Genomic DNA, 14,268 nt, shown 5'->3' with positions numbered 1-14,268 from the left:
TTTGCGCGCTAGCCCATGAGCCGGTTGTAGATCCACGCCCCGAGGCCGAAAAACACCAAGCCGATCGCCAGCCCCCAGATTCCGCCGATAACCGCGCCTCCGGCGGAAGGCCCGAAGCCCGGGTAGAAGTCTCCGGCCAACTTCAGCATCTCCCCGCCCCATCCAAGGAAGGCGCCGGCCAGCCCCATCAGAAGAAAAATGACCGCGTAGATGATTCCAAAGGCCAAGCCGAATTTTACAGGGTTGAGCTTCATGGCTCCTCCTCCTTCTCTCGCCAGGATCATCCAATCGGAAAATCAGTCGGGACCAAGGGTGGAGCGGATCTCCTGGGCGAGCAAATCCGTGACAAGGCGGGCGACATCTTCGAGGGAACCTCTTTCCCGGGCGCCCGCGGCAAAGGCATGGCCCCCGCCGCCGAATTGCACCGCAACGCCGTGGACCTTGACCCTTCCCTTCGATCGCAGGCTCACGCGCACCCGGTCATTTTCTGTCTCCGAAAAAAACGCGATCGCCTCGACGGAGGCGATGCTTCTCGGATAGATGATATATTCTTCCGTCTCTTCCTTGTTCACGCCGAACCGCTCGCGTTCTGCTTTGCTCAGAGTGAACCAGGCGAGACGGCCGCCGCACTCGATATGCAGGTTGCTCATCAGATGGCCCATCAGCTTCAAGGAGCCAACGCTGTTCGATTCCCAGAAAATGCTGAACGCCTCGTTCGTGTTTCCGCCCAACTCCACCAGGCGGGCCGCCCAGTTCAGGGTTTTCGGTGTCGTGTTCGTAAAGCGGAATTGCCCCGTGTCGTAAACGAGGGTGGCCAGCAAAAGACGGACGATTAGCGGATCATCGAAGCGGTTCCCCTCGGCCTCGAGGAAATCGGCCACAATCTCCCCGACGGCCGCCGCGGAAGCATCAATGCAGGAGGGACCCTCGAAGTCCCCCTCCTCGCGGATATGGTGATCGATGACGCCCAGGGGAAGCTGACTGTTCCGCACCGGCTCCTCCAGATGCCCCAGGCGCGAGGGCTTTCCCGTGTCGATGACCAAGACCGCGTCGAAGCGCGAAACCCCGTCTTCGGCCGAGAGAAGCTCCGTGTGCGTGCGGACCAATCCCTCCGGGTCGTAGGGCCCAAGAAAAGCGGGGGCAGGACCATCGGTAACGACGAGACCCTTTTTCCCAATGGCGCGAAGGTATCGGCTCATGGCGATGCTTGCGAGCAGGCCGTCGCCGTCGGGTCCGACGTGAGTGAGAAGAAGAAATTTGCTGTGGGATTCGATAAAAGCGCGGATTTCCTTGAAGCGCTCCCGTTCGGCGGCCGCATCCGTGCTCATTCGACATCTCCGAGACTGACCCGGTTCAGCTGGCGCAATACGTAATCGCGAATCTCGGCCGGCGGCAAGGGTTCTTTCAAAACCGCCCCTTTTTCGATGACCGGCGCGAGAAGCTGGCCCATGACGCCGCCGCACTTTTCGCAATCGCCATAGGGACGATCCATCGGAATGACCCGCTCGGCGCCGCAATCCCGGCAACGGAGAAAATGCTTCGCCCCCGAATGCTTCCCGCGCTTCGCGACGGCTTCGCCTTCCATTTCGATGATGTCCATCGAATAATCGATCGTCGTGGATGCGCTGATGGAAGTGCCCACCCCGTAGCCGCCGTCAACGGCATCGTTGAGTTCCAGGATTTTGTTTTCATCCAGTCCGCCGCTCACAAAGAGTTTCACGTGCCCGTGTCCGGCCCGATCGAGCTCCCACCGCACCTCCCGCAGGATTTCCTTGAAGTTTCCCCGCCGCGAGCTGGGGGTGTCGAGGCGGACGGCGAAAAGGCGATCAGCGATTGTCTTGGCGGCGGCCAAGGCCTCGAACTTTTCATCCCCGAAGGTGTCCACCAGCGCCACGCGCCGCACCTCCGGCTCGATAACCTCGTCAAAGGCCCTCAGCGCCTCGGGCAGCCCGCCCATGATGATGATGAGTGCGTGGGGCATGGTGCCGGTCGGCTGAAGCCCCAGAATTTCCGCCCCCTTGACCAGGGCCACGCCGTCGCACCCGCCGAGGTAAGCCGCGCGCTCGATCATCGGGGCCACGGCCGGATGCATCCGGCGGGCACCGAAGCTGACCACCTGACGGCCCTCGGCGGCGATCTTGCACCGGGCGGCCTTGGTGGCGATTCCGCTCGCCTGGCACATCAACCCGAGAACGGGCGTCTCCAGCACGTCGAAGTCGTTGTAGTAGCCCTCGATCTCAAGAACCGGCTGGAAGGGGTGGAACACCGTCCCCTCGGGGATGGACCGCACATTCAGGGGAAAATCTTTGAGGAGGTGGAGAATCTCCTCGAGGCCGATGAACACGCCCCAGCCCGAGGGAAGGGATTTCGCCATGAATTCGGCGCGGACGTGCTTTCTGATTTTTTTGGCTTCGAGTATCCGGTGGGTCCGCTCGAAATAAACGTCGGTGACCTTTCCGGAGCGGATTTCGTCGAAATCAGCCGTGAAGAAGCTCACTTTGGGGGTTGAAGGAACATCGCCTACTCCGCAGAAGCCGTGGCTTCAGCCTGGGCTGCCTGCACAGGGCGCTGTTCCATCTCCATATTCCGCAATCCGAAAAGTTTCCCCCATGGCCGGGGGCCCAGGTAATTCACCTCTTTTTCCCAAACGTCATAGAGGCGCTCTTTGCCATAGACGAGATCGTCGCGGAAGTAGCCCGTCGTCTCATACTGGTGGGTATGAACAATGGATTTCGGGGTCGTCGGGCAGGCTTCGTTGCAAAGCCCGCAATACATGCACCGCATGTAGTCGATGTAAAATTCCTTGGCATACATTCCCCGGCCCTTGCCGTCGGTGATGATCGTGATGCAATCCACCGGGCACGCCTTCTCGCAGTTGAGGCAGCCGATGCAGTTTTCCTCGCCCGTCTTGAAATCCCGCGTCAGGCCGAGAAAACCGCGAAAACGCTCCGGCGCCTCCCAGCGCTCGGTGGGGTACTGAAGCTTCACCGGCTTCTTGAACAGATGGCGAAGCGTGAGAGACATCCCCTTGATGATGTCCGTCAGGAAAAACCTCTTCACCGCCCTGGAGAATTCCATTCCGCTCCTCCGCTGGTTTCCTTGCTGTCCAAATCAGGAAGCGAGTGTTGTCTTTTTTCTTTTTTCGAGTTCTTGCGCTTCGAGATACTTTTCCGCCGCCACGGCCGCCGTCGTCGCATCTCCGGCCGCGTTGGTAATCTGCCGGATCAGCTGGCTCCGAACATCGCCGGCGACGAAAAAGCCCGGTGTACTCGTCTGCATGTTCTGATCCGTCATGACAAAACCGGTCTCGTCCATCTCGACGGGTACCTGAATCGGATCCGTGTTCGGAAGAAAGCCGATAAACACGAACAGGCCTTGAGCCTCGAGTTCCGTCTCTTCGCCGGTCTGGGTGTTCCGCAGGCGGAGCTTCTTCATTTCTTTGTCGTCCCCGATAACCTCTTCGACGACCTGGTTCAGAAGCATCTCGGCCTTTTCGTTCTCCCGGAGCCGATCGATCAGAACCGCGTGGGCGCGGAAGCCTTCGCGCCGGTGCACGAGATAGACTTTTGAACCGTACTTCGTGAGAAAGTTGGCTTCTTCGATGGCGCTGTTCCCGCCGCCGACCACGGTGATGACCTCGTCCTGGAAGAAGGCGCCGTCGCAGAGCGCGCAGTAGCTGACACCCTTGCCCGCGTATTTCTCCTCGCCATCGATGCCCAGCTTGCGCGGATGGCCACCCGCCGTATAGATGACGGCGCCGCAGCGGTACTCGCCCATATCCGTTTTGACGATGAAGTCGCCGTCTTTCTTGGTGACCGCACTGACCTCTTCCATCTCGATCTTCAGGCCGAATTTGACGGCATGATCGGTGAATTTCTTGGCCAGCTCCTGGCCGCCGATGAGTTCGAAGCCCGGGTAGTCCTCGACGTGTTCGGTGTTCAGTATCTCCCCGCCCGGGGCCAGCTTTTCGAAGCACATGACATTCAGCTTGGAGCGGGCGGCATACAGGCCGGCCGTCAGGCCCGCCGGGCCGGCGCCCACAATGATGATGTCGAAATCCCGCGTGCTCAAAATACGCTCTCCCGTGGCATGTGTGGGCCCGGACGGGCCCAAGAAGCGGCTCGGGGCCTGTCAAAACGGGCTAAAGTGTAGCATCGGCCTCCGGGACTGCCAAGGGCGCAAGGCCGGCGCTCCAGGGATTTACCGGATGGTAACATCCGACTTCGGGGAAGGAGCCGCGGCGGCACCCATCCGCTTCCATATGGCGGTCCGCCGCATGCAGAGCGCCGCGAGGAGGAGGACGCCCAGAAGCACACCGCCGCCAATCAGCCCCCACCGGTTGGCCTTTTCGACTGAATCGCCCAGCAGCGTGAAGGCAATCGTCGCGGGGAGCATCCCGAAAAAGGTCGCCAGCCCGAAGCTGCGGGCGCGCATACCCGTCAAGCCCGCGGCGAAACTCACGAAATCGAAAGAGACGATGGGAAAAAGCCGGAGGACCAGGATGCCCCAGGCGCCGTAGCTCTCGATGCAGGAATCCACCTTGACGGCGCTGCCCTTCATTTTCTTCTCGATGAAAGGCCTCCCCAGCCACCGGGTAATGTAGAAGGCGAGATACGCTGCCAGCATCGCCGATGAGGCGGTCAGTAAAAATCCGTAAAAGAGGCCGAACGCCATCGCGTTGGCGATGGCCAGCACGAATGCGGGAAGCGGCGCGACCAGCGTCTGAAGAAGCATCAACAGCACCGATACCGCCGGCGCCCACCAGCCGAAAGAAAGAATGTAGTATTTCAGGCTTCGGACATCGCCCATCAAAAGCGAGCCCGCCACCTCGTTGATCCCGCGCTGAAAGCCGGGCACGAACGCATAGGTGAGGACTGCCGCAGTGACGAGCAAGGCGAACGTCAGCCATCTGCGCCAGAGCGGAAAAGAAGCGGCAGCTTCGGACGCCAAAGGGGTTTCTTTCACCGTCCCGGCTCTTTATCCATCCGCCCCAGCCTCCACCCGGACACCAGAGAGAGGGAAAACAGCAGTGCCAGCAAGATCAGCGCCCGGCCCTGGTACTGAGCCAGGTAGGTGCCCAGCGCCGTCCCGCCGAACAAGAGAAGATAAACAGGAAGATGGCAGGGGCAGGTCACGAACGCCACGCCCAAGAGAATCTTCCCCCAAAAATTCTTCATGGCTTCGTGTTTCCTTTCGTCATTCCATCATTGCGGATCGCTCTGTCCCGTCATCTCTGGATGTCGCGCATCTTTTCCTCGAACTCTTCCTTGTTAATCTCGCCGCGCGCATAGCGTTTTTTGAGAATGTCCGCGGCTGTTTCCGCCGCCGGGGAACCTCCCGCCTGGCCGTTCCGCCCGGAGATAAAAACCCACCGGATGAGCGCCACCGCACCGACGATCACCACCAGCCAGAAGACGATCATCAAAAATCCCATTCCCGTTCCCATCATCCACCACATCTGCCCCGGCCCGTAAGGGCCGTATCCCCAATCTCCCCGCTGCTGCGCGAGAGCGGGAAAAGCAGAAAGAAAAATCCCGCTCACGCCAAAAAGAATCGAACTCCAGATATGCCGCATTTCACTGCCTCCTTTGGGCCCAAGATTCGGTTCGTCCCGCCCCGCTGTGTGCATCAATCCTTCCGCCGGGGGCCTGCGTTTTACGCCACGGGCTTTTTCTTCTCATCGCTCCCGCTCAGGGCGTGCATGATCGGACACTCATACACAGGAAGCTCCGCGTGGCACGCAGAGGCCAGTTTTTCGAGTTCGCGCTTCACCGCGCGGAGGGTGCGGAGCTTTCCGTCGATCTCGGAAATCTTCCGCTCGGCCTGCTCGAGCACATCCTGGCAGCGGGCTTTCTTGTCGATTTGCAGCCCGAGCAGCTCCTTGATCTCCTCCAGGGTGAAACCGAGCGATTGCGCCCGCTTGATGCCGCGGATGCGCGTCACCGCATCCGGCGGGTATACGCGATAGGCACCGCTCCTCTCGTGCGGGCGCGCGATGAGCCCCCGCCGCTCGTAGTAGCGGACCGTCTCCACGCTCACATCCGCTTCCTTGGCGAGTTTCCCGATGGTGAGAGGTGGCATATCTGTACCTTTGTCAACATTTGCCGCAAGTTACTCTACCTGCTTCACCCAATAAGCGACATCACCCAGGCAGCAACTTCCCCGGGGATTCTTCGTATCACACTGACATTCGCCTGCTTTGACTTTATCCCGCACAATCAATGGGATCGTTGGCAGCGAGTTCTCTCGCGCATCTTCCATGATGTTTTTCGCGGAATAGCCAAAGCAGTAGCATACGAGGGTATCTCCCGGTTCTTCCTTCTGCCATACGCCCATCGAGAGCTGGCCTTTGCGGATTTGACGGCCTCCGGTGTCAAAATACACCGTATCGCAGCTTTTCGCCGGACAAAAATAAAACGCCCCGGCCGGGATGTCTTTGTGGTGCTCGGGCTTCACGAGGCTGTCCACTGTAATTTGCGGAACCGCCTTGGGACCCGCGCATTCGATGCCCGCCGCCGCGCATGAAGGACAAACAGGATGGGCCATCTCATTTTCTCCTGTTAATTCGCCGGTCCTTTTTTTACTTCGCCGCCGAAACCGGCTGACTTTAATGCTTCCTTCATTTTCTCAGCATTTATTTTTTCAGGATCGAAATCAACCATGGCTTCTCGTTTCACAAAAGAAGCCTTCACTTTGTTCACTCCGGGAAGCCCTGACAGGGCTTGCTCGACCCGTTGAGGTCACCCGAAGGGTCAGAACATCCCGCTGATGGCGAACGTCAGCTCCGCCGCATGCGCCGAAGCCACGAGCGCAAGGACGAATAAAAACCCGGCCGCGGCCATCCAAAGTTTTTTCGTCATCGCGTCTATCCTCTCGCAAAGAGCGGGTTCGGCTGCCCGAAGAACACCGGGAACCCCCAGTAGGGGAACAGGACCAGCAACACGACAACGGCGGTGACCACGAAAAGAGGGATGTCCTCGCGGGTGGGCTTGAAGGCGCCCAAGGCACTTCCTTCTCCCCTCAGGTGGTAGAGGCCCATCTTCGCCCGAAAATATTTCCAGAACGTCCAGCCCAGCGAGCCGAACGCCAGAATCATAAAATACGGGCGGTAGACAATCAGGCTGCCGAGCGCCCCAAAAGCCGAGACCCCGAGACCCAGGGCCAGCGCCGGGCCAATTCAGCAGGCCGAAGAAACCGCCCCGGTGATGACGGCTCCTGTCATTCCAAATTTTTTCTTTTCCATGCCATTCGCTCCCTCGCAAAGGCGGCTTGCAGGATTTCCTTCACTTTCAATGGATCAGGATGAGGCACGCCTCCCGGCCGCAGGCTCGAGGGTGAACGCACCGAATTCTTTGGCCAGCCGGAAGTCCTTTCCGTCATGCGAGAGAATCGTTCCCGCCGGCGTATCGTCGTCCACCGGGATTTTCCCGCCGCACGCCGGGCAGCGGACCATCTGGACGACTTTCAGGGCGGGCCCGTCTTCACCCTCGATCAGGCGAATCATCACCCCCGCGCAATTCCAGCACTCGAACAGATCGCCGACTTCGACCCATTCGGGGACCTGGATCATCTGTTCGCAGCTTAAGCAGTAAAGCAGCCGCTTCTTTTTTTCCTTCATTCCCGGATTCCCAGAATCGTTTCCAGGCGCCCCCGATCGAAGCCGACGACCGTTTCATTGCCGATCAGAATGACCGGCGTTGCCCGCATGCCCGTTTTCGAGGTCAACTCCTTGAGCGCCGCCGGGTCCTCATCGACAACCTTTTCCTCGAACGCAACACCATGATGTGAAAGAAACGCTTTCACCGACTGGCAGGGCGCTCAGGTGGATGAGGAATACACCACAACCGAACCTGGCATTTTCTTTTCTCCTCTCTTTGAGAATTGCCGGGCGTCCGCACCGCCCAAGATACTTGCACCATAAACTCCGTACCCAACTACAGAGTCAAGCGCATGGAATTCCAGGCGATTTTTCGTAAAAACCTTTTATTTTAAGAGGTTTTTTCTCTTGCGTGAGGATGGAACGCTCATCAGGGATCCCGCCGCCGCAAGGATTTTACGCCCTGAAAGGAAAGTTCGCGGGAAAGCTAGCGGGGCCAGTACATGATCACGGCCACGCCCAGGATGCAGATCACCCCGCCCAGGATGTCGTACCGATCGGGGGCTATGTGGTCGATCGCCCAGCCCCACAGAATTGAGAGCACCACGCACCATCCGCCGTAGGCCGCGTACACCCGGCCGAAATGCGCCGGTTGGTAGGTGGGCACCACCCCGTAGAGAACCAGGGCCAGCGCACCGAGCACGCCGACCCCGACAAATGCCCCCTTCCGCCACCACTGCCAGACGAGATAGCCGCCGCCGATCTCGAGGAGCCCGGCCAGCACGAAAAGAGAAATGGACTTCGCCGCGAGCACCATGGTGCACCTCCTGGGGGATTTTCTCTTCCGCCGATCAGCTTCCGTTCAGCTTCCGGTAGGTTTTCTGCATGATGAGGGCATCGTACTCGAGCGCGGGGCTCTCGCACACCACCCGGCCCTCCGCCCCGAAATCAATCAATGCCCGAAAGAGATCTTTGTAATTCATGTCGGATTCATCGAGCTCGAGGTGGTTGCGCTCTCCCTTTTCGGTATATGCGATGCCCGAAAGATGGATGTGCATGGAAGCCAGCGCGGCCTTTCCCATCCGGTTCTTTATCCGCTCCAGCTGGGAGGCGAACTCTTCGTAGGTGTTCTCCCGGCCGCCCGAGCGCGCGTGAACGTGGCTGAAATCCACCGTGATGCCGACGTTCGTTTTCTTCAGCTCGCCCGCCATGACGGTCAGCTCATCGAGCGAGCCGAACTGGGAGCCCTTCCCCGTCGTCTCGGGATCGAGGCGGACCGGGCAACCGTCCTTCTCCAGGACAGCGGCGAGGTCTGCAATCTGATCGCGCATGAAGCGGTACACCTCGTCCGGGTCGCGCTTCTGGTAAAAGCCGGCGTGAAAACAGGCGCCGTCCCCGCCGCAATCGGCGAGCGCGTAGGCCGTATCGAGGACGCGTTTCCGGCTCGCCTCGAGCTTCTCTTCTTCCATCGAATAGAGATTGATGTAGTAGGGCCCGTGCGCCGTGACGCGCACCCCGGTCTCCCGCTGCGCCTTGTTGACCCCGGCGCACGATTCCGGCCGGATGCGCACCCCGTGAACGAACTCCATTTCGTAGACATCGAGTCCAATCTCACTCAGCCGCCGCACCGCGCCCGGATGCGTCCTCTCCTTCGCCGAATGCGGAACGCCCCCGACGCCGAAGAAAATCCGGTCCGGCTTTTTCCCCTTCGGGTTCATGTGGAGCGGATCGTCGTAAACGCGCTCTTCTTTTTTCGATGCCGACGGTTTTTTCTCTGCTGTCGCCTTCGGGGCCGCGGCTTTTTTCTTCGGGGGTTTATTTGCCGCCGTTTTTTTAGGCGCCCTCATGCGATCTCCTTTCCGGGTCCAGGAGACCGGACTCGATTTCCGCACCATACCAAAGCGGCGGAGCGGGGGCGAGACACCCCCAATCCCGCGGAAAACCGCAGCACGGAACCCCGCCGCGTCCAATCCACAGATGCGCCCCGCCGCCGATCAGGCGCGCAAGGCCGCCGCAAGAACATGAAAGGAGTCATGCACGAAGCGTTGGTTCTTGGCTCTACTGGCTGCCCTGATGACGGTTTCCGCGTTTCCCGCCGCCGCCCTGGCCGGGGAGGGATACTACGGCCACAGATACCGCCGATTCGGAAACATCCACCAGTGGGGCGACTACACCTACCGCCGGGACTACCGCACGGCCCCCGAAAGTGCGTATCGAAGGTACGGGCAGGCGCCCCCGCGGCATTACGCTCCCCGCATCATCATCCCGCGCTACCGGCCCTATCCCGTCTATTCCCTGAAAATTTTTATTCCACTGCCGCTGTGACAGGAAAAAAACCGCCCGTTCCGCGGTGCCCTCAGGCAGCGGGGGCGTCGCGGGGGGAATCCTCCAGCCACTCTTCGATCTGATTCATCAGATCGTTTTTGCCCCAGCCCTTCACCGCGCTCGTCTGTATCGGGCCGGACCATTGGCCATAGAGCCCGCCACTTTTCTCCAAGGTGCGGACCAGGTCGTCCACGGCCGCGCGGCGCTCATTCTGCTTGAGCTTGTCGATCTTCGTCACGGCAATGCACGCGGGCAGATTCACCGCGGCGAGCCATTCGAGCAGCATGAGGTCCATCTCCTTCGCGCCCCGCCGCGCGTCCACCAGCAGCACCACCCCCCGGAGCGTCTCCCGCTCGCGGAGATATTCCTCGATCATGGGCCGCCACTTCCGCTTCACCGCCAGCGGCACTTCGGCGTACCCGTATCCCGGCAAGTCCGTGAAGATGTAGCGATCGTTGATTCCGAAAAAATTGATGAGCTGTGTCTTGCCCGGGGTCGTGCTCGTTTTGACGAGTTTCTTCCGGCCGGTGAGAGAATTGATGAGCGAGGATTTTCCGACGTTGCTCCGCCCCGAAAAGGCCACTTCGGGGCGCTCCGGCGCCGGCCATCCGCCGCGATTCGCGGCGCTGGTGATGAATTCGGCGCGGGAAATTTTCATCATGGGAATACCCGAAAGTTCCCTCAGCCGAGAGCGGGCGGCGCGAAGCTGTGAATCACGAGCCCGGTCCGAAGCTTGGGATAGAAATAGGTGGACTTGTGCGGCATCCGGCCGCCGGCCCGCGCGATCTCGCACACAGAGGCGACGGGCGTGGGATTGAGCAGCAAGGACACGCGGCACGCCCCCGCCCCCGGCCCGCCGAGGGCAATCTCGGGATCTGGCGTAAAGCCGATGTCGGCCTCATCGTGTGAGGCCTCGAAGGCCCCTTCGATGATCTCCCGGTGCAGCCGGCTGACATCGAGCGCGGCTACGGCGCGGGCCGCTCCCTCGCCCCCTTCGGCGGGCGCGCTTTCTTTTCGAAGCAGGTAGCGAATCAGTCCCGAGCCATCGGCCAGGCAAAACGCCGAGCGGCCGCCACTCTCATCGCGGAGCTCCTCGAGCCGTCGCGCGACGGCGATGCCCTCACCCTTCGCCGGGGCCGCCGCTTCGGTGATTTCGTAGGTTTCCGAAATGCGCGAGAGGGCCGCGTCCACATCCCGGCCCGGTTTCTTCAGCATCCGGTGCGTCGGCAGCACCACCATGCCCGGGTCCGCGATGTTGGCCAGACACATCAGCGTATAGTCCGCCTCACCGCCCTCGGGTGCACCCTCCTTGCGGGCGGCCTCGCGGAGGTTCAACGAAGTCTCGTAGCGGTGGTGGCCGTCGGCGATAAATCCCTCGCGCGGCGCAAGCGTTTTCTGTACGGCGGCGATCGCTTCCGGATCGTCGCACCGCCAAAGCGTATGCCGAACGCCGTCGTCCTCGAAATCGGCGATGGGCGCGCCCCGCATCGAGGCCGCGAGCGCGGCTTCCACCGTACAACCCGGGTCGTCGTAAAAACTAAAAATCGGGCCGAGATGGGCGCCGGTCTTGCCCCATAGGGAATAGAGATAACCCTTGGGCTTGGGGAACGTCTGCTCGTGCGGAAAAATCCGCCCCTCCCCGAAGAGCTCTACCCGCACCGCCGCAAAAAAGGAAAGCCGCGCGAAGCGGACGCCGCCCGGCGTTTCGAAAATTTGCATGTAGGGATAAATGGCGGGCGTGCCGTCCGGCGCGAGCCCTCCCCCGGCCCGCCACGAACGCATGTATTCCACCGCCCGCCCGATACGCCCTTCGTCATCGGGCTCCCCTGCCAGTATCTCTCCCTGAATCAGCCGGACAACATTGTGGGGGTGGCGATCATGAAAAGCGCGCTGAAGCTCGGGGGTGAACACGTCGTAGGGAGGAGAAGTTACCTCCCCCATCTGGTCGGGAGCGGCCTGTGTATAGCGCAGCGCGAAAAAGGGCCGGATATCGACCACTTACGATCTCCTTCTTTGTCGTCTTATTAATGTGAAACGGGAAGACTCGGGACGGAGGCAATCTTAGGTGCGCCCGGAGCGCAGTGTCAAAGCTCTCCCGCAGATCCGGGAGGGGAGGTGTTCAGACGACAATGTCCACGCTTTTCCCCCGCCCCTTTCCGCCGAGAAACGGTTCCACATCCTCGGAGATCGCCGGCTTCTGGGGGGGTTGCGGCCGGCTGACGGCGGCCAGGCCCGAGAGGAGTGCGGCCGCCCGGGCGCCCGCCTGGCGAATTTCCTCCTCGCCGCCGGCGGGAACGCTGCCGGGGGCTGTTTCACGATCGCGGAGTTCGCTGATTTTCTGCTGAGCTGCAGGCGGGACCCCGCCGACAGGCTCGACCATGCGTCACCCTCCAGGAGTGGCGAGCCGCGCGAACCGGCCCTCCCGGGGGAAATATATCACCGCACAATCCTGTCCCTCAAACCGGGCCCGCTCTCAACGGGAGAGCAGCGCCCGCACTCATGCCGAAAAGAAGCTGCGATTCGGGTTTGTCTTCAGGCGTAAATGTCCAGGCTGCCGCCGCGCATCGGCCCGCTGCGGCGCGGGGCAATCGCTTCGACCGGTTCGGCCTTGCCCGGCTGAAACGCATTCCGGGCCAGAATGCGGGCCATCTGTACCTCGGCCGGCGAGGCGGGCGCCGGGCGCTCTCCGGCAGCGGGCTTTCCGCTCCCTCCCAGGGGAGGCAGAATCGGGGAAGGGTTCACTCCATGCGTATCCAAGGGCCATCTCCTCACTCGTCCAGGGAACCGGACCGTTCATTTGCCGGATTCCTCCCGCTCCGGCCAGCGTCCCGTGCCCGGCGCGGCCGCAGTGGAGGAAGCGGGTGTCCACTCCGGTAGAGTGCATATTCAGTGCCACATTTTTTTGTGCTTGTTTATCATTTAAAAACAACAGATTAATAAAAACTGGCGCGGCGCGGCTTTCGTTCGGCGCCTTGCGATCTCCCGGAGAAATGACGGGTTCGAGATGGATTTTTGACGGAAACCCAAGCCCTCTTCCAGGTTGCGCCACAGGGCGCGCGGCCCCATTCTGTGGCGCGGCAAAACAGAAGCGGCGCGAACACGCGGGCCCGGCTCCGCCGCGCCGAAGGGGAGAGCGGTTGGGAAAAGTCCTGATATTGAGAAAAAAGACCTGTGCGCTCAGCCTCTTTTTCATCCTCCTCGGCTTGGGCCTGCTCGCCGGCTGCGGCCGCCGCACTGCACAGAGAGGGGCAGCCTTTGATCCGGCCGCCGCGCCGCTTCAGGCTTCGCTTCCCAAACCCTTTCTACGGCTTCCGCAAGTGACCTTCCCCGGGGAGGACACTCTTCTCCTGACGTGGGACACCGAGCCCGGCACCTCTCCGATGTGGGTGCACCTGAAATCCGCCGGTGACTCCGCCCGCCGCATCCGGATGGATGGGCGGCCCGTGAAGGGCGACCCCGCCGGGCGGCTCCGCTACCGGGTCCAGGTGCGGAACGTTCCCGGGAATGCCAGCGTGGCCTACGGGCTCTGCCGGAAGGAAAATTGCCCGGCCGAGGAATTTCTGTTCGCCAACGAGATACCGCCGCAAAGCGCGGCGTCGCTCTCGCTCATGGTGCTTGGCGGGCTGGGGCGGAACACCCCCGGACAGTTCGCCGTGGCCAAACTGGCGGAGACCATCCGGAGCGGCCGCCCGCCGCAGGACGCCCCAAAGGGAGCGCAGATGGCGGTTTTCCTGGGCGATCTTCTCCCCTCGGGCGCCTCCACGAAAATGGAGGATTCTCTTTTCTTCCGCGTCTACGGAAGGCTTCTTTCCTCGACACCGTTCTACGCCGTCCTGGGTCCGGACGATTTACTCCCGGGCTGCGGCCGCGCCTTCACCCGCCGCTTCGGACTGCCCGGGCGGTATTTCGCCGTCCGCCGGGGAGAGGCTCTTTTCATTTTTCTCGATTCCAACGAAGGCGTGGATTACGAATACGCCGCCAGGAAAACCCCGGACAAATGTCCCGGGCTGTGTGAGGGCATCAGCTGCGTGAAGTCCGACCTTCGCCTCTCGGATCACAAGCAGATCGCCTGGCTGATCCAGACGCTGATCAGGGACAAGAGCAAGTGGCGCTTTGTCTTCATGCACCATCCGCTCTTCAGCGGCGGTAACCGGAAAGGGTACGGCAGCGCCGTCGGAAGAGCATCGGCCCGTGCGCTGCAGGAGAAAGTCTTCCGGATATTTCGCACCCACCGCGTCGATCTGGTCTTCTCCTCGGGCGATCCGATCTACGAGCGATCCATCCACGTGGTGGATACGAACCCGGCCGCAGGCTCCATCTCGGTGGCGGGGGGCGAGTTTGAAAAA

Annotated in this window: 21 protein-coding genes and 1 pseudogene; 2 read left to right on the top strand and 20 right to left on the bottom strand. The window is 61.3% G+C overall.

What is annotated here, in order from left to right; genetic code table 11:
- Positions 1-8: 8 nt before the first annotated feature.
- The 16 genes and pseudogenes from O2807_00810 to O2807_00735 form a co-directional block, all read right to left on the bottom strand.
- Entirely contained in the window at positions 9-254 is a 246-nt protein-coding gene (locus tag O2807_00810; GenBank protein ID MDA0999041.1) for a hypothetical protein, read from the bottom strand.
- Between the two features lie 42 nt (positions 255-296).
- Positions 297-1,328 (bottom strand): DHHA1 domain-containing protein, encoded by a 1,032-nt coding sequence (locus O2807_00805; protein ID MDA0999040.1) that lies wholly within the window; start codon positions 1,326-1,328, stop codon positions 297-299.
- Complete coding sequence (locus O2807_00800) at positions 1,325-2,497, bottom strand: nicotinate phosphoribosyltransferase (protein ID MDA0999039.1); 1,173 nt, start codon at positions 2,495-2,497, stop codon at positions 1,325-1,327. The genes O2807_00805 and O2807_00800 overlap by 4 nt, the downstream gene beginning before the upstream one ends.
- Positions 2,498-2,520: 23 nt before the next feature.
- A complete protein-coding gene (locus tag O2807_00795) occupies positions 2,521-3,078 on the bottom strand; it encodes an NADH-quinone oxidoreductase subunit I (GenBank protein ID MDA0999038.1) in 558 nt (185 codons plus the stop codon).
- A 33-nt stretch (positions 3,079-3,111) separates the two neighbouring features.
- On the bottom strand, positions 3,112-4,071 hold the full coding sequence (gene trxB / locus O2807_00790; GenBank protein ID MDA0999037.1) for a thioredoxin-disulfide reductase: 960 nt from the start codon (positions 4,069-4,071) through the stop codon (positions 3,112-3,114).
- 129 nt (positions 4,072-4,200) lie between these two features.
- Entirely contained in the window at positions 4,201-4,950 is a 750-nt protein-coding gene (locus tag O2807_00785; GenBank protein MDA0999036.1) for a TVP38/TMEM64 family protein, read from the bottom strand.
- An 11-nt stretch (positions 4,951-4,961) separates the two neighbouring features.
- Positions 4,962-5,177, bottom strand: a complete 216-nt coding sequence (locus O2807_00780) for a mercury resistance protein (GenBank protein MDA0999035.1) — start codon at positions 5,175-5,177, stop codon at positions 4,962-4,964.
- A gap of 50 nt (positions 5,178-5,227) precedes the next feature.
- Positions 5,228-5,575, bottom strand: a complete 348-nt coding sequence (locus tag O2807_00775; GenBank protein MDA0999034.1) for an SHOCT domain-containing protein — start codon at positions 5,573-5,575, stop codon at positions 5,228-5,230.
- A gap of 80 nt (positions 5,576-5,655) precedes the next feature.
- Positions 5,656-6,081 carry a MerR family transcriptional regulator gene (locus tag O2807_00770; protein MDA0999033.1) on the bottom strand — a complete coding sequence of 142 codons (426 nt, stop codon included), beginning with the start codon at positions 6,079-6,081 and terminating at the stop codon, positions 5,656-5,658.
- Positions 6,082-6,111: 30 nt separating this feature from the next.
- Complete coding sequence (locus O2807_00765) at positions 6,112-6,546, bottom strand: hypothetical protein (protein MDA0999032.1); 435 nt, start codon at positions 6,544-6,546, stop codon at positions 6,112-6,114.
- A gap of 14 nt (positions 6,547-6,560) precedes the next feature.
- Positions 6,561-6,725, bottom strand: a pseudogene (locus O2807_00760) (heavy metal-associated domain-containing protein).
- Between the two features lie 140 nt (positions 6,726-6,865).
- On the bottom strand, positions 6,866-7,039 hold the full coding sequence (locus O2807_00755) for a hypothetical protein (protein MDA0999031.1): 174 nt from the start codon (positions 7,037-7,039) through the stop codon (positions 6,866-6,868).
- Positions 7,040-7,297: 258 nt separating this feature from the next.
- Positions 7,298-7,618 carry a hypothetical protein gene (locus O2807_00750; protein MDA0999030.1) on the bottom strand — a complete coding sequence of 107 codons (321 nt, stop codon included), beginning with the start codon at positions 7,616-7,618 and terminating at the stop codon, positions 7,298-7,300.
- Positions 7,615-7,803, bottom strand: a complete 189-nt coding sequence (locus O2807_00745) for a glutaredoxin family protein (GenBank protein ID MDA0999029.1) — start codon at positions 7,801-7,803, stop codon at positions 7,615-7,617. Before O2807_00745 ends, O2807_00750 begins: the two co-directional genes overlap by 4 nt.
- A 281-nt stretch (positions 7,804-8,084) precedes the next feature.
- Positions 8,085-8,414 (bottom strand): YnfA family protein, encoded by a 330-nt coding sequence (locus O2807_00740; protein ID MDA0999028.1) that lies wholly within the window; start codon positions 8,412-8,414, stop codon positions 8,085-8,087.
- Between the two features lie 34 nt (positions 8,415-8,448).
- Positions 8,449-9,444 (bottom strand): TIM barrel protein, encoded by a 996-nt coding sequence (locus O2807_00735; protein ID MDA0999027.1) that lies wholly within the window; start codon positions 9,442-9,444, stop codon positions 8,449-8,451.
- Positions 9,445-9,649: 205 nt separating this feature from the next.
- Between O2807_00735 and O2807_00730 the strand changes: the two genes are divergently transcribed.
- Entirely contained in the window at positions 9,650-9,922 is a 273-nt protein-coding gene (locus tag O2807_00730) for a hypothetical protein (protein ID MDA0999026.1), read from the top strand.
- A gap of 31 nt (positions 9,923-9,953) precedes the next feature.
- On the opposite strand, the gene yihA is transcribed toward O2807_00730, so the two are convergent.
- The 4 genes from yihA to O2807_00710 all read right to left on the bottom strand — a co-directional run bounded on the left by yihA (position 9,954) and on the right by O2807_00710 (position 12,679).
- Positions 9,954-10,580, bottom strand: coding sequence for a ribosome biogenesis GTP-binding protein YihA/YsxC (yihA, locus tag O2807_00725; GenBank protein ID MDA0999025.1), 627 nt, complete (start codon positions 10,578-10,580; stop codon positions 9,954-9,956).
- 23 nt (positions 10,581-10,603) lie between these two features.
- A complete protein-coding gene (locus tag O2807_00720; GenBank protein ID MDA0999024.1) occupies positions 10,604-11,920 on the bottom strand; it encodes a DUF1015 domain-containing protein in 1,317 nt (438 codons plus the stop codon).
- Between the two features lie 121 nt (positions 11,921-12,041).
- The gene (locus O2807_00715; protein MDA0999023.1) at positions 12,042-12,302 is read right to left on the bottom strand and encodes a hypothetical protein; all 261 of its coding nucleotides are present in this window, start codon (positions 12,300-12,302) and stop codon (positions 12,042-12,044) included.
- A 152-nt stretch (positions 12,303-12,454) separates the two neighbouring features.
- A complete protein-coding gene (locus O2807_00710; GenBank protein MDA0999022.1) occupies positions 12,455-12,679 on the bottom strand; it encodes a hypothetical protein in 225 nt (74 codons plus the stop codon).
- A 398-nt stretch (positions 12,680-13,077) separates the two neighbouring features.
- Here O2807_00710 and O2807_00705 point away from each other — a divergent pair.
- Positions 13,078-14,268, top strand: a 1,191-nt coding sequence (locus O2807_00705) for a hypothetical protein (protein ID MDA0999021.1), incomplete at its 3' end; no start/stop codon positions are given.

Source organism: bacterium (assembly GCA_027622355.1).
GTDB lineage: Bacteria > UBA8248 > UBA8248 > UBA8248 > UBA8248 > JAQBZT01.
This window is presented reverse-complemented; position numbering and strand designations above follow the sequence as displayed.